At 56.1% G+C, this 19,617-nt stretch carries 19 protein-coding genes; 1 reads left to right on the forward strand and 18 read right to left on the reverse strand.

Annotated features, from left to right (window positions below; translation table 11 throughout):
• Positions 1 to 48 precede the first annotated feature (48 nt).
• The 17 genes from ndk to ccsA form a co-directional block, all read right to left on the reverse strand.
• A complete protein-coding gene (gene ndk, locus VEI50_12460; protein ID HXX75933.1) occupies positions 49 to 468 on the reverse strand; it encodes a nucleoside-diphosphate kinase in 420 nt (139 codons plus the stop codon).
• Positions 469 to 565: 97 nt separating this feature from the next.
• Positions 566 to 1,597 carry an S-methyl-5-thioribose-1-phosphate isomerase gene (gene mtnA, locus VEI50_12465; GenBank protein HXX75934.1) on the reverse strand — a complete coding sequence of 344 codons (1,032 nt, stop codon included), beginning with the start codon at positions 1,595 to 1,597 and terminating at the stop codon, positions 566 to 568.
• Between the two features lie 99 nt (positions 1,598 to 1,696).
• Positions 1,697 to 1,888: a hypothetical protein gene (locus VEI50_12470; protein ID HXX75935.1), complete on the reverse strand. Its 192-nt coding sequence runs from the start codon at positions 1,886 to 1,888 to the stop codon at positions 1,697 to 1,699.
• A 192-nt stretch (positions 1,889 to 2,080) separates the two neighbouring features.
• Complete coding sequence (locus tag VEI50_12475) at positions 2,081 to 4,633, reverse strand: DNA internalization-related competence protein ComEC/Rec2 (GenBank protein HXX75936.1); 2,553 nt, start codon at positions 4,631 to 4,633, stop codon at positions 2,081 to 2,083.
• Between the two features lie 29 nt (positions 4,634 to 4,662).
• A complete protein-coding gene (gene glmM / locus VEI50_12480) occupies positions 4,663 to 6,012 on the reverse strand; it encodes a phosphoglucosamine mutase (GenBank protein ID HXX75937.1) in 1,350 nt (449 codons plus the stop codon).
• Entirely contained in the window at positions 6,005 to 6,868 is an 864-nt protein-coding gene (folP, locus tag VEI50_12485) for a dihydropteroate synthase (GenBank protein HXX75938.1), read from the reverse strand. The genes glmM and folP overlap by 8 nt, the downstream gene beginning before the upstream one ends.
• A 197-nt stretch (positions 6,869 to 7,065) precedes the next feature.
• Complete coding sequence (gene ftsH, locus VEI50_12490; GenBank protein ID HXX75939.1) at positions 7,066 to 8,877, reverse strand: ATP-dependent zinc metalloprotease FtsH; 1,812 nt, start codon at positions 8,875 to 8,877, stop codon at positions 7,066 to 7,068.
• Positions 8,878 to 8,979: 102 nt separating this feature from the next.
• On the reverse strand, positions 8,980 to 9,519 hold the full coding sequence (gene hpt / locus VEI50_12495) for a hypoxanthine phosphoribosyltransferase (GenBank protein HXX75940.1): 540 nt from the start codon (positions 9,517 to 9,519) through the stop codon (positions 8,980 to 8,982).
• A gap of 1 nt (position 9,520) precedes the next feature.
• On the reverse strand, positions 9,521 to 10,999 hold the full coding sequence (tilS, locus tag VEI50_12500) for a tRNA lysidine(34) synthetase TilS (protein ID HXX75941.1): 1,479 nt from the start codon (positions 10,997 to 10,999) through the stop codon (positions 9,521 to 9,523).
• A 2-nt stretch (positions 11,000 to 11,001) separates the two neighbouring features.
• Positions 11,002 to 11,952 carry a bifunctional riboflavin kinase/FAD synthetase gene (locus VEI50_12505; protein HXX75942.1) on the reverse strand — a complete coding sequence of 317 codons (951 nt, stop codon included), beginning with the start codon at positions 11,950 to 11,952 and terminating at the stop codon, positions 11,002 to 11,004.
• A 5-nt stretch (positions 11,953 to 11,957) separates the two neighbouring features.
• On the reverse strand, positions 11,958 to 12,929 hold the full coding sequence (gene hemB, locus VEI50_12510; GenBank protein ID HXX75943.1) for a porphobilinogen synthase: 972 nt from the start codon (positions 12,927 to 12,929) through the stop codon (positions 11,958 to 11,960).
• A gap of 4 nt (positions 12,930 to 12,933) precedes the next feature.
• Positions 12,934 to 13,326, reverse strand: a complete 393-nt coding sequence (locus VEI50_12515) for a CBS domain-containing protein (GenBank protein HXX75944.1) — start codon at positions 13,324 to 13,326, stop codon at positions 12,934 to 12,936.
• A 45-nt stretch (positions 13,327 to 13,371) separates the two neighbouring features.
• Complete coding sequence (gene cobA, locus VEI50_12520; GenBank protein HXX75945.1) at positions 13,372 to 14,937, reverse strand: uroporphyrinogen-III C-methyltransferase; 1,566 nt, start codon at positions 14,935 to 14,937, stop codon at positions 13,372 to 13,374.
• Complete coding sequence (gene hemC / locus VEI50_12525) at positions 14,934 to 15,881, reverse strand: hydroxymethylbilane synthase (GenBank protein HXX75946.1); 948 nt, start codon at positions 15,879 to 15,881, stop codon at positions 14,934 to 14,936. Before hemC ends, cobA begins: the two co-directional genes overlap by 4 nt.
• Positions 15,882 to 15,890: 9 nt before the next feature.
• Positions 15,891 to 16,250, reverse strand: coding sequence for a hypothetical protein (locus VEI50_12530; protein HXX75947.1), 360 nt, complete (start codon positions 16,248 to 16,250; stop codon positions 15,891 to 15,893).
• A 5-nt stretch (positions 16,251 to 16,255) separates the two neighbouring features.
• Positions 16,256 to 17,677, reverse strand: a complete 1,422-nt coding sequence (gene hemA, locus VEI50_12535; GenBank protein ID HXX75948.1) for a glutamyl-tRNA reductase — start codon at positions 17,675 to 17,677, stop codon at positions 16,256 to 16,258.
• A complete protein-coding gene (gene ccsA, locus VEI50_12540) occupies positions 17,661 to 18,464 on the reverse strand; it encodes a cytochrome c biogenesis protein CcsA (GenBank protein ID HXX75949.1) in 804 nt (267 codons plus the stop codon). The genes hemA and ccsA overlap by 17 nt, the downstream gene beginning before the upstream one ends.
• A gap of 63 nt (positions 18,465 to 18,527) precedes the next feature.
• Between ccsA and VEI50_12545 the strand changes: the two genes are divergently transcribed.
• The gene (locus tag VEI50_12545; GenBank protein ID HXX75950.1) at positions 18,528 to 19,310 is read left to right on the forward strand and encodes a ribosomal RNA small subunit methyltransferase I; all 783 of its coding nucleotides are present in this window, start codon (positions 18,528 to 18,530) and stop codon (positions 19,308 to 19,310) included.
• Here VEI50_12545 and VEI50_12550 read toward each other — a convergent pair.
• A complete protein-coding gene (locus tag VEI50_12550; protein ID HXX75951.1) occupies positions 19,307 to 19,591 on the reverse strand; it encodes a sulfurtransferase TusA family protein in 285 nt (94 codons plus the stop codon). The genes VEI50_12545 and VEI50_12550 overlap by 4 nt on opposite strands.
• Positions 19,592 to 19,617 lie beyond the last annotated feature (26 nt).

The raw sequence follows: 19,617 nt of genomic DNA on the forward strand, positions 1-19,617 counted from the left end.
GATGTGTGAAGGTGACTGGCAAGACGTGTCATGCCCACTTGAGTGACGCTATCGAACGAGCTCCATTTCTGAGAAAAAGTACCCAATCTCGAATCGCGCCGTCTCCGGCGAGTCCGATCCGTGGACGGCGTTATATTCGATGTTGGCCCCATGTGCGGCGCGGATCGTCCCCTTCTCAGCCTTTGCCGGGTCCGTCGCCCCCATGATTTCTCGATTCTTCTTGATGGCGTTCTCGCCCTGCAGCACGAGAACAACGGCTGGCCCGGACGACATGAAGGTGCACAGGCTCTCAAAAAACGGCCTGGCCTTGTGAACGGCGTAAAATCCTTCTGCTGTTGCTTTCGACAGATGCATTAGTTTCATCGCGACTGGCTTGAGCCCTGCCTTCTCATACCGGCTGATGATGTCACCGATGACATGCTTTTTTACCGCATCAGGCTTGATGATCGCGAGCGTTCGTTCACTCATTGCTTGAAGTATTCCTCCCCTCTCAGTAGCCGAAGATGACCCAATGCAACGATCTCATTATAAGGATGGCCTACGGACCTTGCAAGAAGAGCACGGATCAGCTGGAAAATGTTCGAGCGAGTTCATGCGGTGGGAACACCCCTCGTTCAGTAATGATACCGGTGATGTATTCAGCCGGCGTGACATCGAAGGCGGGATTGTATACGTCGACACCGGCCGGGGCGACGGGATGACTTCCGTGGATGGAGGTCACTTCCGCTGGGTTGCGCTGTTCGATCGGAATGTCGTCCCCGGACTTGGTCTTGAGATCGATCGTCGAATAGGGTGCCGCAACGTAAAAGGGAATTCTGTGGGCCTTCGCCAACACCGCTACCGAATAAGTTCCAATCTTGTTGGCCACGTCGCCGTTGGCTGCAATGCGATCGGCCCCAACGACACAGAGATGAATGTTCCCCTTGCGCATCAGGGCACCGGCCATATTGTCGGTTATCAACGTCACCGGAATCTTGTCCTGCATCAGTTCCCACGCTGTGAGTCGTGCGCCTTGCAGCACGGGGCGGGTTTCGTCGGCAATGACCCTGATTTGCTTCCCCTGTTCCCACGCCGCTCTGATCACACCGAGCGCAGTACCATACCCGGCCGTCGCCAACGCGCCGGCGTTGCAATGGGTAAGCACCGTCTGGCCGTGTTTAATTAATTCTGCCCCGTGCCGACCCATCGCTTTACAGAGCGCAATATCCTCGTCAAGGATTGCCTGAGATTCAGCGACCAAGGCTGCTTTGATGGATACGATCGACTGACTGCGGAGTTCACCCAGTTTCCGCTTCATCCGATCGATCGCCCAAAACAAATTGACAGCGGTCGGCCTCGTCGCAGCGAGCTGGTCACAAATCGCAAGGACGGCGGTTTCAAATTCGCTCCAGACAGTCGCCTTCACCGCCTGCGCTCCCAGCGCGATCCCCATTGCCGCGGTCACTCCAATCGCAGGAGCCCCTCTGACTTTAAGGTCACGGATTGCTCGCACGACTGTTTGGTACTCTCGGCAATCGAGAAACTCGACGGACTCAGGCAAGCGGCTTTGATCGAGCAGGCGAACTGCGCCATCGCTCCATTCAACCGTAGGAACCATGTTGTCATCTTGTAGCGAGAATGAACCGAGAGTGCAAGGCCCAGCGAGATGAACCCCAATGGCACGAGGGTGACAGCTTACGGGTGAGGCAAGGAGAAATCAGGAACGTGCGCCAGCGCGTTTTCCATTCGAGACAGAGTGGAGGGGCTTCGGATCAAGCTTGGCCAGCTCTCGTTCAAGCATGGCTCGGATGAATCCGCTGGTCGTATAACCTTGTTGTTTCAGATTATCCAACTGTACTTTCAGGTCTGCGGGTAGCTGAATGACAATTCGCACGAGTTTTGAGGGCATACCCGACTCCCTTGGTAAGCCTGCACGTACGGGTGCGTTGTGAGGGCTGCACATGCTATGCCTTGCTAGCATTCGGTCAGATATGAATAAAATTGAAGCCTTATGCGTAAGGGCTCAACCTGGAGATGTGGAAACAGTGCCGAAAACCGTCATGGATGACCTTGATTGTACAGTCTGTCGGTGCATCTTTGTTTAATCTTGCCATCCGTCAACAACCCGTCTCCAGACTCGACTCCAATTGGCTTGTTCACAGCTCCACACACACGCTGAGAGCCGTATCGGTTCCAATTTTTTATCTCGGGTCCTATGAATTGAGAGCATGGAAGTTGACAACTTGCCTGTGATCCAGACTCCTCCGTCCTCGTCCGTGCGCAAGATTTTGATCCCTTGCCCTGAATAGGCCTGGAGAACTTTGGGGTTCGGGTGTCCATACGGGTTATACCTACCGGCTGACACCACGGCGTACGTGGGGCGCAACAAGGTTAACCATTCCTCATCGAGGGAACTCACTGCTCCGTGATGAGGCACCTTTACCACTTCAACCGATTGCATAAATGGTTGTCGCTCCGTGCGAGACAGAGCATCCTGTTCAACATCAGCGGCAAACAAAAATGAGTGCCTGCCGCACTCCAATCGGCTGACGACCGATCGGTTATTGAGGATGCTCCCGACCCTCCGAGTCGTCGCTCCGTTCGCGTGCGTCGATTGAACCATCGGCGGATTCAACACGAGAAGCCTACAGGGACCGTCCGCTACAATCTCTTGCCCCTCATGGGCAACGTGCTCCTCGAGTCCTTTCTCGTGTAATGAGTCGACAAATCGTTGATAGAAGATTTCGTCTCGTCGCTCGCCGGAGCCCCAGTACCTTTTGACAGGAACGTGTCGGATCAACCAGGTCAGTCCACCGAGATGATCCAGTTGGGGATGCGTACCGATGAGATGATCGATCGTCCGGATCCCTCGGTTCCATAGATAGGGCGCCACAACGCCTCGCCCCATATCAAATCGCTCGTAGGCCGCGCCACCGTCAATGACAATGACCTCTTTATCAGGCAATTCAATGACCGCACTGTCACCCTGTCCTACATCCAAAAATGTGATCCGAAACCGGTCCCCGTCAAGCCACAACCTGGGCGACCAGATCCACCACAGCAAGATAACCGCAACACCTCCGATGGCAACTCCTCGAATAAGCCGTCCACCACTGAACCAAACAGCCAGAGCGAGACATCCGTAAAACGTCACTATAGTAACGAGGGCCGGCGCCGCCACATGCCATTCTCCTCCGGGAATCGTGGCGGTGACACGGACAGCCGATATGAATCCGTCAAAGAGCCATTGCATCACTCCAGCCATTGGCAAGTGCATTTCACCAGCCATCAGCTGCCAGACGCCGGCACCCAAACCTAAAGGGACAAGCACGGCGCCGGTGATCGGCACTGCTGCGAGATTCGTGATGACGCCAAGCCAAGGAATCTGGTTGAAATAGAAAGCGACCAACGGAAGTGTGGCTATCGTGACCACGCCACTCATCACGATCGCATCCTGGCCCCACCGCAAAATTTTGCACGTGACAGGACGGGATCGTTCGTCAACATCGTCTGTCCGTGACTCACTCGACCACACCATCCATCCAGCGATCGCGAGTACTGACACAAACGACAGCTGAAATGAGATGTCGAACACCGCCTGTGGATCGGGAAGGAGCAGAACGAGAGCCGCTACCGCCAGAGCATAAAAGATGCGACGTTCTTGTCCAAGCCAAAGGGCCAACAGTGCCACCAACACCATGATCAAGGAGCGCAACGTGGCCACTTCTGCACCGGCAAGACAGGCGTAGCCGACGACCGGCACAATCGTGCCCAGTGCCGCCAGTTGGGTTGCCGTCATGTATCGAGAAAGTCGGAGCAGCCATCCGCCCGGTAACAGCAGGAGCCCTCGGCGGATTGCTACAAACACGACGATGGCGACCAGACCCAAGTGGGATCCAGAAATCGAGATCAGGTGGACCGTCCCCGTTACCATGAATTCGTCGCGGAGCGATCCGTCAAAATAACCACGGTCTCCAATGACGACTCCCAGATATAAACCAAGGGCCGGCTGAGAGAGAGTTTGGATCGCAGCCGTTCGAATGCGCCCTCGCCAGCGATCAATTTGATTCCAAATCGTCCACCGTCCGTCGGTCAAACCCGATTGCAGAACCTGAACCGCGTCCGCTCCGGTCACCGAGGCCACCGCATCAATACCCTGACGCTCGAGATGCGCCGCGTAATCAAATCCTCCCGGATTCGATGAGCCTGTTGGAGGGCGTAGGCGCGCGTGGAACCCAATCCGGTCGCCGTGGAAGACCTGCCGCTCCGGCGCCCGCCATGTCAGTCTGACACGTTGGAAAGGTCGCGATTCCGAGGTCCCCTCGTCTAGCCTCACGATCAGCAGCATGCGATCAGACGATTGTTGAACAGGCACTATGATCCGTCCGCTCACGTCCAGGACAGCCTCATCGAATTGAGTCGCACCGGGATCACGAACAACGGGCCCAGCCATCGCCGTCCAATAGACGATACCCGCCAGCAGGCAGGCAAACCACCACGACCTGAGACGAGTGGGAATCAAAGCGGAACGTTCGACGGCGACACTAACAAAAGCAACGAGCAGCAGTACGCAGGAGATCACCAGCGGGAAATAGGGAACCTGTGACCCGACGAGAAGTCCGGCGATGAAAGCAAAGGTGAGGGACGGCAGCATTGGCCTCCCTCACTTGAGGGGAGTGATGATTATCCTAGATGGGTTCGAACGACCTGGGCCAACTGATTCGCAACTTCCTGGATAAGGGCGTCGCGTTCGCCCTCAACCATGATGCGTAACAACGATTCAGTTCCTGAATATCGAACCAGCACCCGCCCGCTTCCGTTCAGACGACGTTCGCCCGCGCGGATCGCTTCCTCGAGATCCGGAACCGTATCAAGATTGGGCTTGTGAGACACCTGAACGTTGACCAAGACTTGCGGAACTGCCGTCATCGCTTGGGCCAGCTCGGACAAAGGTTTTTGCGTCCGCTTCATTAACGACAATACCTGTAAGGCAGAAACCAATCCATCGCCCGTCGTGTTGTGATCGAGAAAAATAAAATGCCCGGACTGTTCCCCACCGAAGTTGAAACCGTCACCCAACATCCGTTCGAGGAGGTAGCGATCTCCCACCGCCGTTCGGGCCAGCGTGATCCCGGCTTTTGAGAGAGCCAGCTCAAGACCGAAGTTACTCATCACGGTACCCACGACAGTCTGCTTCGCCAAGCGACCCTGTCGATGAAGGTCGATTCCCAGCGCCGCCATGATATGATCTCCGTTGATCACATTTCCCTTTTCGCACACAAACATGGCTCGGTCGGCGTCACCATCCAGCGCGATCCCCACATGAGCGCCATGCTCCAACACGGCTTTCTGTACAAGTTCGGGATGGACGGCTCCACAGCCAGCGTTGATATTCATCCCGTCAGGGCTGTTTCCGATTACCTTCACTGTCGCACCGAGCTCGCGCAAGATAGCAGGCGCCACTTTGTAGGCGGCCCCGTGGGCACAGTCGACAACCAGCGTGATGCCCTGAAAGTCCAGATCCTTTGGCAACGACCGTTTGACGAACTCAATGTAGCGTCCTTCGGCGTCGTCGATACGGAATGCCTTGCCGATCGCATCGGCCGTCGGACGGAGATGGCTGATTTCATTCGACACGATGAGTTGCTCGATGCGCGCTTCCATCTCATCTGGCAATTTCAGACCGTCATTTGAAAAGAATTTGATCCCATTGTCTTGATAGGGGTTGTGCGATGCCGAAATCATCACACCGGCATCGGCCCGAAGGCTTCTGGTGAGGAAGGCGATAGCCGGAGTCGGCATCGGACCGACCAACAGCACGTCAACCCCCATCGAACAGATACCGGAGGTCAACGCGGACTCCAACATATAACCGGAGACGCGAGTGTCCTTGCCGATGACGATCCGGTGGCGCCCGGCTCGACGCATGAAGAGATGGGCGGCAGCTCGGCCAAGCTGCATCGCAGTCTCACTCGTCATGGGTTCGAGATTCGCGACCCCTCGAACTCCGTCCGTGCCAAACAATTTACGCATGTTGGACTCGCGCGGATGCGTTGGCGTACCGCGTGATCGCCGCCGCCATGGCCACGACCTCTTTCATCCCTCTGACATTATGGACACGAAGAATTCCGGCTCCCTTGCTGACTGCAAGGGCGATTGCTGCTGCCGTCCCCCAAGACCGTTCTTCCAACGGGCGGCCCAGTACTTGTCCGATAAACGCTTTCATCGATACTCCAACCAGAATCGGTCGGCCAAACTGAGCAAAGGACTCAAGTTGTCCTAGCAACGTCAGATTATGTACCAGCAGCTTACCAAATCCTATCCCCGGATCAAGCACGATCTGGTCTTGTCCAATCCCTCGTTCTCTACAGAACTTGACGCGTTCCCGGAAAAATTCCGTCACCTCGCCGACAACGTCGTCATACGACGGAGCTTCCTGCATCGTCTTTGGCATCCCCCGCATATGCATGAGCACGACTCCCGCCCCCGTCGCCGCCACCAGATCCGCCATGGCCGCATCAGCCTGCAGTGCGGTCACATCGTTGATGATCACCGCTCCCGCTTCCAGCGCAGCCCGCGCCACTGTTGATTTCTTCGTATCGACTGAGATTGGTATGGTCACCGCCTTTGCCACAGCCGTCACGACTGGCAACAGGCGTCGGAGTTCTTCTCCCGCCTCAATAGAGTCCGAACCGGGACGAGTGGATTCACCTCCGATGTCCAGCAAGTCGGCCCCTTCCTCCGTGAGTTGAAGTGCATGGCGGACTACGGCATCCGTCGTCGCATACTTCCCTCCGTCGAAAAATGAGTCAGGAGTGACATTAACCACGCCCATCACCAAAGGGCGATCACTGACCCCGATGGTTCGATCTTTGGCCCGCAGAATCACGGATCGTCAACCCCGCTCATGAACCCGATAGCTCCTATTTGAATGGTAACCTCGATCTCGTTCTGCCCGTTTCATGCGCGCAAAAACACACGAGCAAGCCTGGGTAGGATTTCCTTCCAAACACGAACGGAAACTCTGTGTGTCTCCCCCAACTCCTGTGCCCCGATAAGGAGCTGCGGGATGACGGAATGCAGTGATTAGGCAGGTACGGTCTGAGACGTGGACTGCATGAGAATCTGATCAATCTCCGGCGCATCAAGCACTTCCTTTTCCAAAAGTGCTTCTGCCAATGCTTTTAGACTGCGCATGTGGTCAGTAAGTAGCCGTTTGGCCCGTTCGTAATTTTCACTCACAAGCCGTTTGATTTCGCTGTCGATATCCAGCGCAACCTGCTCGCTGAAATCGCGTTTCGTCGCGATTTCTCGCCCCAGGAAAATCTCTTCCTCTTTTCGGCCGAACGTGAGCGGTCCCAGTTTCTCGCTCATTCCCCACTCACACACCATTTTTCTGGCCAAGTCGGTCGCCCGTTCCAGATCGTTTCCAGCTCCGGTGGTGATGTTCTTCAACACGAGTTCTTCCGCCACACGTCCACCCATCAGAATGGCCAGCGTGTTGTAGAGAAATTCCTTCGAATAGTTGTGCCGATCGTCCGTCGGCAGCTGCATGGTCACGCCCAACGCACGCCCACGGGGAATAATCGTGACTTTGTGAACGGGGTCCGTGCCGGGAAGTAACTTCGCCATAAGAGCATGGCCAGCTTCATGATAGGCTGTAATCCGTTTCTCCTCATCGCTCAGAATCATGCTCTTCCGTTCGGCTCCCATGAGGACTTTGTCCTTGGCCATCTCAAAATCGACCAGTTCGACTTCCTTCTTGTTCTGACGGGCCGCCCACAAAGCCGCTTCGTTCACGAGGTTCTCCAAATCGGCCCCGGAGAATCCCGGCGTGCCACGAGCAATCTTCTCCAGTTCAACGTCCACGGCAACCGGCACCTTCTTCGTATGAACCTTGAGAATTTCCGTACGTCCGCGCAAATCCGGTCGGTTCACGACGACTTGTCGGTCAAACCGACCCGGTCTCAACAATGCCGGATCTAGCACATCCGGGCGGTTGGTCGCCGCGATCAAAATGACGCCTTCCGTGGTGTCAAACCCATCCATTTCGACCAGCAGCTGGTTAAGGGTCTGTTCCCGCTCGTCGTGGCCACCACCCAGCCCTGCGCCACGGAGTCGTCCGACAGCGTCGATCTCATCAATGAAAATGATGCAGGGCGCGTGTTTCTTCCCCTGTTCGAACAGATCACGAACACGGGATGCGCCAACCCCCACGAACATTTCCACAAAGTCGGACCCGCTGATGCTAAAGAACGGGACCCCGGCTTCTCCTGCAATGGCTTTTGCCAATAAGGTTTTCCCGGTTCCGGGGGGACCGACGATCAACACCCCCTTGGGGATACGGCCGCCGAGCTTTTGGAATTTCCTCGGATCCTTGAGAAACTCGATGATCTCTAGCACTTCCTCTTTCGCTTCATCGATACCAGCCACATCGGAGAAGGTCACTTTCTTCCGTTCTTCCGTCAGCATCCGAGCGCGGCTTTTCCCGAACGATAAGGCCTTGTTGCCACCGATCTGCATCTGGCGCATCAAGAAGAACCAGAGACCTAGGAACAGAACGAACGGTCCCCATGTCACGAGAAACGTAATGTACCAAGGGCTTTCGTCCGGCGGCTTCGCCTCAATCTGTACTCCCTTTTCCCGAAGGACTTTGACGAGTTCCGGGTATTCCGCAGAGTAGGTTCGAATGCGAGTCTTATCTTTGAGAATCGCGCTGATATGGCTCGCTTTGATAATGACTTTTTCGATATCGCCCTTGTCGAGCTTGGCCATAAAATCGCTGAAAATGACTTCTTCTTCCGGCGCGTGCGTCGGAACGCTGAACAGATTGAACAGAAGAATCATGAAGAGCCCGACCACGACCCAAAAAAGAAGGTTCTTTGCTCTGGAATTCATCCAGCTCTCCTTATAGGCAGCAAGCCTAACCAGCGAAGAAAACCGCAAACTTCGGTGATGTTAACACAAGGGTATTCCGACTGACAACCGTCCGGCCAAACTCTACTCCCGCTTTCCATCCATATCGAGCACCGCCAAATAGGGCAGGTTCCGGTATTTTTGCTGGTAATCTAGCCCGTAGCCGACCACATATTTGTCCGGGATGTTGAAACCTATGTAAGCCAACGGAACGTCGATCGTCCGGCGTTCCGGCTTGCTGAGCAGCGTACAGACCTTCACCGACCGTGGTTTGCGTTTCGACAGCTGTTTGACCAGGTATTGGATCGTCAGACCGGAATCGACGATGTCTTCCACCAGCAAGACGTCCTTTCCTTTAATGTCTTCGGTCGGCTCGGTTACCATTTTCACTTTGCCGGATGTCTTTGCCTGTGCCCCATAACTGGTGACGACGATGAAATCGACCCGCATAGGAATTCTGATCGCCCGGGCAAGATCGGCATAGAACGCATACGCCCCTTTTAGAATCCCGATGAGCACAAAGTCTTTCCCGGAATAGTCGGCCGTAATTTGCTTGCCAAGCTCTCGAATCCGGGTGCGCATTTCCTCTTGCGTCACAATCGGCCGACCGAAAAGTCGTTCCATCCTACAGCGCTCCTTCCCGTTGACCCGTCACCGTAACAACCAAACACCTGGTTGTCGAATCACGCAGAACAAACCGATCGTCCTGTCGTTTTCCAACAACCCAGAGAATTCCTTCAGGTGCCACCACAAGCGGAATGTCCGCTCGTTCTTCCCGTCCAACCTTCAAATCAGTAAACAGATCCTGGAGTTTCTTGGTGCGCCCTCTCATTCCCTTTGGACAGAAACGATCCCCCGCTTGCCACGTCCTTACAAAGAGGGGCGTCGAGAATCGATCCGCGTCAAACAAGGCCCGATGAACCGACCGCTCCAGAGGCAATCGCACTGCCTCATCGCGCGGCATGAGTTGTACCTGAAATTGATAATTCCTTCTACCCCAGTACGCTACCGAAGGAACGGTCAAACGGCATGCCTCGGTCAAGCCTCGATCCTCAGCAGACACACCTGTGAGACGCCCGTCTCGAGAACGGGAGAGTTCGGCGTAATCTTGCTTCTGAATCAAAGTGCCGGATCGCAGCGTCAATCGATTCCCCGATTGTCCCTTCAGAAGAAATCGTCGGACGGTTTCGATACTGTCCAAGCCGGAGGCCCGCTCCTGCTCATCGCAATCCCGAAGAACCCGACGGATCAGCCGCCGTTGTAACGCCACAGGAAGAACCGCGATCCCTTGCCGGTCCAATCGCAGACGCCCTTCGTCACTCTTGCTCACGACCAACGACATCAGCCCATCTACCATCTGCTCCAAATAGGCTTCCTCGTCTCGAAGCAACTCTGCATGCCGCTGGAGCACACGGACAGCGGCCGGATTCAGCCTTGCCAAGGCCGGCATGATCTCCATTCGAATCCGATTACGGCGGTATAGAGGCTTCTCATTGCTTGAATCAGATCGGTAGGGCACCCCCTGTTGATCGAGATATGTCAGGATGTCTTTTCGAGTCGAGGCCAAGAGAGGGCGAACGATGAGGCCCTCCCGCTTATACGGCATCCCGGCCAACCCACTCAACCCTGCCCCTCGCAACATCCACATCAGCATCGTCTCAGCTTGATCGTTCGCCGTATGCCCGACAACAATCCGGTCAACCCTCAGATCGCGGGCGATCCGTCGCATGGCGGCATAGCGAACCTCTCGAGCGGCGGCCTGCAGCGAAGAAGCTCGAGATTTCTTGGACAACATCGGCCGTTGAACCAGAAGAGGGATTCGTCGTTCGTCGCACCAGGTGCGAACGAATGATTCATCTCCATCCGATTCCTCTCCACGTAGACCATAGTTAAAATGGACCGCCGTCAGAGAGAGGCGCCAGGACTGGGCCAACCGATGGAGCAAAGACAGCAATGCCATTGAATCAGGTCCCCCCGACACAGCCACCAGAAGATGCTGACCAGGCAAGAACAACGCTCGTTCCCTGACCGTTCTGACCATTTCGTTCAGAAGGGCGGGACGAACATTTGGCGTGGACGTTTTTTTGTTGATCGTCGTCTCCATCGTCATGCTTCCTGCATTCCTTCAGGAAAACGTTTGAGGCTAAGCCGTGCCTGTTCGACATCGCGGGTGATTTGCTTCGACAGCTCGTCCGCGGAAGCGAACGCATGGTCATCTCGCACTCGCGCGACAAATTGAACGGTAATTTCTTTACCATAGAGATTACACGACTGATCCAGCAGGTACACCTCAATCAGACGCTCTCCCTCTCCAAATGTTGGTCTTGTCCCAATGTACGCAATCGCCTCATACATCTGCGCGTCATAAACGGTCCGCGCGGCATAGACTCCGTCCGGCGGCATCACGCGGTGGAGTGGAAGGCGGAGGTTGGCGGTGGGCCACCCTAAGGCTTGTCCTTGCTGAGCCCCATGAACGACCGTACCTCGGATCCCATAGGCGCGCCCCAACAGCACCGCGGCTCGTTCCATCTCTCCTGCCTGAATAAGCTGACGAACCCGCGTGGAGCTCACCACCGTTCCTTCAACCACCACCGGCCTGACTGGATAGACCTGAAATCCGTACTGGCCGCCGAATTGAATGAGATCAGCGATACGACCGGCCCGCCCATTCCCAAATGCAAAATGTTCACCGACAAAGAGTTCCGCCAATTTGAGTTGCTGGTGCAGGACGCGATCGACGAATTGCTCTGGTGTCATCGAGGCAAAGGCCGGAGTAAATTCCAGCAAGACAACTTCATTGATCCCGGCAGCCTCAAAGCGAGCCAGTTTTTCCTCCGGACTGGTCAGATACAGCAGTTCGACGTGCGGAGCGAGAACTTTGACGGGATGGGGCTCGAACGTCAACACGAGCGCCGTCCCCTGCGATTTGCGAGCCGACTCCACCACGGTCTGCAGCAACAGCCGGTGGCCGAGATGGTGGCCGTCAAAATTGCCGATGGTGGCGACAGGATGGGCACGTGGACTGGCGTCGGAAAGCCCACGCGTCACTTTCAGCATCGTGGTCAGTGTAGTAGCCGGGCTGCGTCTTTGGCAAAGTAGGTGAGGATCACATCCGCACCGGCCCGTTTGATCGCGAGCAAGGATTCCATCATGGCACGCGATTCGTCGAGCCATCCGGCTCTGCCCGCTGCCTTGACCATGCTGTACTCCCCGCTCACCTGATAGGCGGCGATTGGCAGCAACGTCTGCGTTCGCGCGGCCGCGATGACGTCGAGATAGGGCAGCGCCGGTTTGACCATGACAATGTCGGCCCCTTCTTCGATGTCGAGGGCGATCTCATGCAGCGCCTCTCGACGATTGGCCGGGTCCATTTGATACGACTGCCGGTCGCCGAATTGCGGGATGGAGAATGCTGCGTCCCGAAATGGAGCGTAAAAACACGACGCAAATTTTGCCGCATAGGACATGATGGGAAGTTCGGGGAATCCTGCTTGATCCAGCTCGGCTCGAATCGCCCCCACCCGCCCATCCATCATATCGGACGGAGCCACCATATCGGCACCCGCTTGTGCATGCGTTCGCGCCATCGCGCGAAGACACTCCAAGGTTTCATCATTCAGAATGCGCCCATCCCTGACAATCCCACAGTGACCGTGGCTGGTATATTCGTCGATACAGACGTCGGTAACGACCAGCAAACCTGGCACCTGGTCTTTCACCGCCTTCACCGCCCGCTGTACGATCCCGTTGGGATCGAATGCGGAGCTTCCTCGTTCGTCCTTCTGATTCGGAATGCCGAAGAGGATGATCGCTGGAATCCCCAATGCTTTGATCTCGCCGGCTTCCTTTACTAAAAGGTCGATCGAAAGCCTGAACTGGCCCGGCATTGAGGCAATCTCTTCCCGCCGATCCTTCCCTTCAACCACAAACAGCGGATAGATGAAGTCTGCCGGCGACAAACTAGTTTCACGAACCATTCTTCGGAGCAACTCGTGCTCCCTCAGGCGACGCAACCGCTGAATCGGAAAGGCCATGGTGTTATTTTCTCGGTAGATTCGTCAGAAACACGACGAGATCGCGGACTGAGATCATGCCGACCAACTTACCGTCCCTCGTCACACCCAAATGGCGAATATGGGCTTGCGCCATGAGATCGTTGGCGTCCAACAGCGTTTTATTTTCTTCGATCGTCAAAATCGGAGCGGACATGATCTGCTCCACATTCGTCTTGGTCGCATCGGCTCCTGCTGCGACAATCCGGCGCATCATATCCGTATCCGTGAGGATACCGATGATCTCCCGCTCATTGGTGACAAACAGGCTTCCGATGCCGCGGTCGCGCATGATGCGAGCAGCCGTTTGTGCATCCGTGTCCCGTGCCACTGTCACGAACTTTTCTCTCGGCACCATGAATGATTTCACTGGAACCATGAATACCCTCCCTCCGATGATCAGAACAGATCGACGACGGACATATTATCGCGATGTGGTCATCCCCACACCGACTCCTTCACTATAATGCTTTGCAATGGCCTCTGCCAGCGCCGGCACCGTGTTTTCAGTCGGCACGATGGCGACGGCTAGGCCGTATTCCTCAGCGGTTTTCGCAGTAATCGGCCCGATGCAGGCAACCACGGTGTGGCCGATGAGGTGTCGGGCTGACTCGGCGCCTCCGAGGAGTTCGACCAGGTTCCGCACGGTCGAGGAACTCGTAAACGTGACAACATCGATCCGGCCCTCTCGAAGTTGCTGCTTGAATGGTTCTATATCCACATGTGGCATAACTGTTCGGTATACCGGAACGACTTCGACCCGCGCGCCCAATTCAAGGAGCTGATCCGGCAAGATTTCACGAGCCACTTCTGCACGAGGAATAAGGATTCGACTCCCTCGCACGCCCACCTTGCTCAAGGCTGCAATCACCCCTTCCGCCTGATACTCAACCGGAATGACATCAGCCTTCAATCCGTATCGTCCAAGTTCTTGGGCGGTCCTGGGCCCGATACACACGATTCGGAGAGTGGCAAACGTGCGCGCATCCTTTCCAAGGGCCTGCACACGCTGCATGAACGGCTTCACACCGTTCACGCTGGTGAAGATCAACCAATCAAACTGAGTGATTCGGCCGATGGCCTCGTCGACAATTTTCCACGTGTCGGGCGGGACAAGGAGAATAGTCGGCAGTTCAACCGGTTCTGCCCCATATGCCATAAGCAGCTGTGAAAATTCCACGGCCTGCTCTTGAGCCCGCGTCGTCATGACACGTTTTCCAAACAGCGGCCGCTTCTCGAACCAGTTGAGCTGCTTCCGCAGGCGCACAACTTCCCCGACGATGATGACAGTTGGTGGTTCGAATCGGGCCGCTTCGGCCTTTCCCACGATATCCAATAAGGTTCCCACGATCGTCCGCTGATCGGCTCTCGTCCCCCAACGCACGAGCGCGACCGGAGTATCAGGGGCACGTCCTTCCGACAGTAGATTGGCCACGATCGTGGAGAGGTTTTTCATCCCCATCATGAACACCAGCGTACCCGACATACCGGCAAGCTTCGGCCATTCCAACAAAGGAGAAGGTTTCTCAGCATCTTCATGACCAGTCACGATCGTGACCGTTGAGGCCATGGTTCGATGGGTGACGGGAATTCCTGCATAGGCCGGGACAGCCACCGCCGCAGTCACCCCCGGCACGACCTCGAATGCCACTCCGGCCGCTGCCACCGCTTCTGCTTCCTCCCCTCCCCGGCCAAAAACAAATGGATCGCCGCCTTTCAGCCGAACGACAATTTTCCCGGCCCTGGCCCGCTCGATGAGGACGCGATTGGTATCCGCCTGGTTTTGGTACTGTCCTCGTCCACGCCGGCCCACATAGATTCGTTCTGCAGTGGCCGGAACGTATTTCAACAAATCCGGATTGGCCAGATAATCGTAGATGACGACATCAGCACGCTCAAGGCATTCCTTCCCCTTAATGGTGATGAGCCCTGGATCACCGGGTCCCGCTCCGACCAGAAATACCTTTCCACGTCGCATTGATGTCGTCATGCCGTCCCGTAGATCGCTTTGAGAATCTTGTCCCCTCCGCGAGCCAGCAATCGCTCTGCCAGCTGTCTACCTACGTCGCTGGCATGCTCGGTCGTACCTTCCACGACGTCTCGAATCATCTCTTTGCCGTCCACGCTGGCCACAAGTCCTTCAAGCCGCAAACCCGTTCCGCTGACTGTCGCATGCGCAGCGATGGGCACTTGGCACCCGCCTTCGAGTCGATCCAGCAACGCTCGCTCCGCCAATACCGCCACTCTCGTCAAGGGATGGTCCAATCGACTGAGCAACGAACGGACCAGGACGTCGTCCTGCCGGCCTTCGATCCCCAGCGCCCCTTGACCGATCGCGGGCAGACTGATGTGCGGATCGAGATACTCCGTAATTTCGTGAGTCCAGCCGAGTCGGCGCAGCCCCGCAACTGCCAGCACGATGGCATCGTAGTGGCCTTCCCGCAGTTTCCTGAGTCGCGTGTCCAAATTGCCCCGCAGCATTTCAATCTTCAAGTCCGGCCTCGCATGAAGGAATTGCGCCTGACGTCTCAGACTGCTCGTGCCGACCTTTGCCCCGTGTGGAAGATCTTTAAACGTACACCCGGTTCGGCTGATCAGCGCGTCACGGGGATCCTCACGCTGAGGAACGCAGAGGATGGCCAGTCCTTTTGGCAATTGGGTCGGTACATCCTTCATGCTATGGACGGCAAGATCGATTTCACCGGCCAACAGCGCCTCTTCAATTTCCTTGACGAACAGTCCCTTGCCTCCGATGTTCGCCAGCGGAACATCGAGAATCTTATCTCCGGACGTTTGAATCCGCCGCAAGGTCACCGTGACCTCTGGCGCAAGTGCTCTCAACCTGGCCTGCACCCATTCGCTTTGCTGCACCGCCAGTTTGCTGCCTCTCGTCCCGAGAACAATGGTGGAACGCTCAGGGATCGAGACGACCATGGATTCCTTTCATCGAGCCGGCTCATGGTACGGGGTACGAAACGTCGCGGGTCGATCCGACCCCGGCAACTTCTCGGCTCCCTCACCGCCCGACAATCGCACGCGATCAGTAGAAGGCTCGCCTAAAATACTACGATAGGATGACGACACCAGGAGAAAGCTGATGAGGCCGAGGATCGAGAGTAAGTACACGAGCAAATCCCACCGGAATCGTTCTTGCCCTCGATAGTCATATCCACACCGCGGGCAGTCCGGGAGAGACCCATAGCCGAGATACGTCGCCCGACATTTGGGACAGGTGAACAATTTCGGCGAAGCATTCTCTCGTGTCCTGACGTTCCTCCACAGCCGCGCGATCAAACCCGACATAGACATTACTTCCCTGTCCCTCGTGGGTTCTGGATAATTGATGGGGATCTCAGACTTTCAAATCGCGGTTCGTCGTCCCCCTTTTCGTGGTCGGACTCAGCAGCCGATGAAGAAGAGAGCCCATTCTGGTCCGAAGATGAGGTCTCCCCGAGGTTAAAGAACCGCCTGGCCGCCTCCACAAACGCAACACCATCGGATGAGTTGACCTCGGTTTTCAATGTCACGAGCGTACTGTGAATCAGCTTGTTCACGATCGTAGAGGCCATGCCTTCGACCAGCTCTCGTTCCTGGATCGAAAGATGAGAGAGCCGTCCGAGTGCCTTCTCTAATTCAACCCGCTTGATGTCATCCACACGATTTTTCAACGCCACGATGGTGGGAGTGACCTCGAGTGATTGGAACCATTGCCGGAGCACTTTCACTTCCTCGCTCACCATCTGTTCGGCCTTCTCCGCTTCGCGCAGCCGATCTTCCATATTTTGCTCGACTCTGAGTTTGAGGTCGTCGATATCGAACAAAAACGCGTTGTCCACATGGCGAACCGACGGATCGATGTTGCGTGGAACCGAGATATCGATCAAGAACATCGGACGATTCATACGTTGCTTGACCGCTCGTTGCACATCGTCGCTGCCGATGAGGTAATGCGCCGCCCCTGTGGAAACAAGCACGATATCAGCCGATGCCATGTCTTCTCCGAACTGTTCGAACGGCACCGCGGTGCCGTTAAACTTGTCAGCCAATTCCAGTGCATGGTGAGGGCTCCGCGTGGTTACGCGGACATGTCGGACGCCGTTGGCCACAAAGTGCCGTGCGGCCAGCTTCGCCATCTCACCGGCCCCGACCAAGAGCACGGTTTTCCCGGAGAGGTCGGAGAATATTTTTCTCGCCAACTCCACTGCGGCGTAACTGACCGACACCGCCATCTCCGCAATCTTCGTATCGGTCCGGACCCGCTTCGCGACGGAAATGGCCTTCTTCACGACCTTGTTCAAGATCACGCCGGTTGTCTTATGGGTCAATGCCACCTCGAACGCATCCTTCAATTGGCCGAGGATCTGAGATTCGCCGACGATCATGGAATCGAGACTCGCAGCGACGCGGAACAGGTGGCCGATCGCACGATCTCCCGAATGCCAATAGAGATGCGGCGTCAGCTCCTCGGAAGGCAGCGAAAGATGCGCATCGGCCAGAAATTCCTGAATGCGGCCGTACCCCGCCTCAATGTCGTCGACCACCGCATATACTTCGACACGATTGCATGTCGAAAGCAGCAGACCTTCCCTCACACCGGAATAGGAGCAAAGCCTGGCCAAGGCTTCACCCAAGCGGCTTTCGGGAACCGCCAGCTTTTCCCGCACTTCCACCGGAGCTGTTTTATGGCTGAGTCCGACGACAACAATGTGCATGTTAAGAGACCGGTCCATAACTCTTCAGCACGACACCGACAAGCGTCAGAATGACTCCTGCAAATCCAATAATGGTCAGATAGGCGGCCCGCTTCGCGCGCCAACCCACCGTCAGCCGTCCAACGAGCACAGCGAAATAAAACAGCCAGGTGACCAGGGCCCACGTTTGCTCGGGATTCCAGCTCACATAGGATCCTTGAACGAATTCGGCCGAAATCGCGCCGGTGATGATGCCGAGCGTGAGCAGCGGAAACCCCATGACAATCGACTGCTGATTCAATTGGTCCAGGAAATCCAACGCGGGCAGCTTCGAATACAGCACGTTAAACCGTTTGGACTTGAGAAGACCGTCCTGAATCAGATACATCACACCGGCTACGAACGCCACGGCAAATCCGACCGTGCCCAACATGCTCAAGGTCACATGGACCCACAAGGTGCCAAACATTGGCCTGAGCGTGGGGGCGGTATCGGGGAGCGCAGCCGCTGAGACAAGGGAAACGAGCGCGAGCGGGACAATAAACGAGCCGAGCACGTGAATCCGATGGCGAAACTCCACTGCGAGAAACACGAGGACGAGCATCCATGAGAAAAATGAGAGGGCTTCATGGAATGTCGGTGGTGAACCTCCTGTTGCTCCCATCATCCGGGCTACAATAGCCACGGTGTGCGTGCAGAAACCGGCCGCGGTGATGCCGAGAGACACAGTGGAGAGCGCTTCAGCACGCCGGAGAAGATAGGCCAGAAATAAGACAGTGGCGCCAAAATAGAGCGCCATCGTCACCATAAAAAACACGGCGGCCATCGAGGTCTATCCCCGCAACTTGTAAGGACAAACTGATCAGTCTTTAGGAGAGGAATTATATCGATGGTTCGAGAAGGGAGTCAACCAAAGTCCCGAAATAACGGCGATCGACCGTCCGGATCAGCCCGATTCGGCACCCTCTACGTGGTGAGCACGCCCATTGGCAACCCGGACGACCTCACCGTTCGTGCGCTCCGGATTTTAAAGACTGTAGCCCTGATCGCGTCGGAAGATCCGGTCGTAACCCAGACTCTCCTCGCACATCACCGCGCCACCGGGACCGTTACGAGCTATGGGCCTCGGAATCGTGATGAAAAAATTGCCATTCTCCTGAATCGCCTCAAGAACGGCTGTCACGTCGCGCTCGTATCCGATTGCGGTACACCCGTGATCTATGATCCGGGATGCCGATTGATTCAGGAAGCACACAGAGCGGGAATCCCGGTTCGGTCCGTTCCCGGTCCATCGGCCTTGACCGCAGCCGTCGCGATTTCCGGCTACTCCGGAGACTCGGTACTCTTTGAGGGACACCTGCCACGGTTGAAAACTTCCCTCACGAAATTTTGTTCAGGACTTCGAAATGAGCGGAGAACAGTCGTGGTTTTCATGGCATCCGAGAGCATTGCGCCCATGCTCATTGCCCTCGCACGGACGCTTCCGACAAGGAGGGTGACCATTGCCCAGAACTTAACGAAATCGGGGGAAAAGACGCTTGAGGGAACACCCAGCACGCTGTTGAAACACGTGCGGCGCTCCCCAAAGGCAGACACCGTGACCGTTGTGATCGAAGGTTTGTCCTCGCATCGTCGACCCACGCGACGATCGGGGCATAGCAGTCCCGCTTAACCTGCAGCGCTCTTGCGGATGATCACCCGATGCACACGGTCGATTTGTTCCTGGGAGAGAATCGTGTGGCCTTCGTTGCGAACACTTTGAGGCACGTTCCGGATTGGGTCTCCATCATCGAGAAGTACGGACAGAATCTGCCCCCCCTCCATCGTTTCCAACTTCAGTTTGGTTTTGACGAAGTTGTAGGGGCAGATCACGCCTCGGAGGTCCAACTCCACATCTGGTTGGATGGATCCAGTTGAGTCCTTTGGTGGGAGGGAGTCGTGGGTGTTTTTCATCAGCGTACAGCCCAAGCAGTAGTCTA

It is taken from the genome of Nitrospiraceae bacterium (assembly GCA_035623075.1).
Lineage (GTDB): Bacteria > Nitrospirota > Nitrospiria > Nitrospirales > Nitrospiraceae > DASPUC01.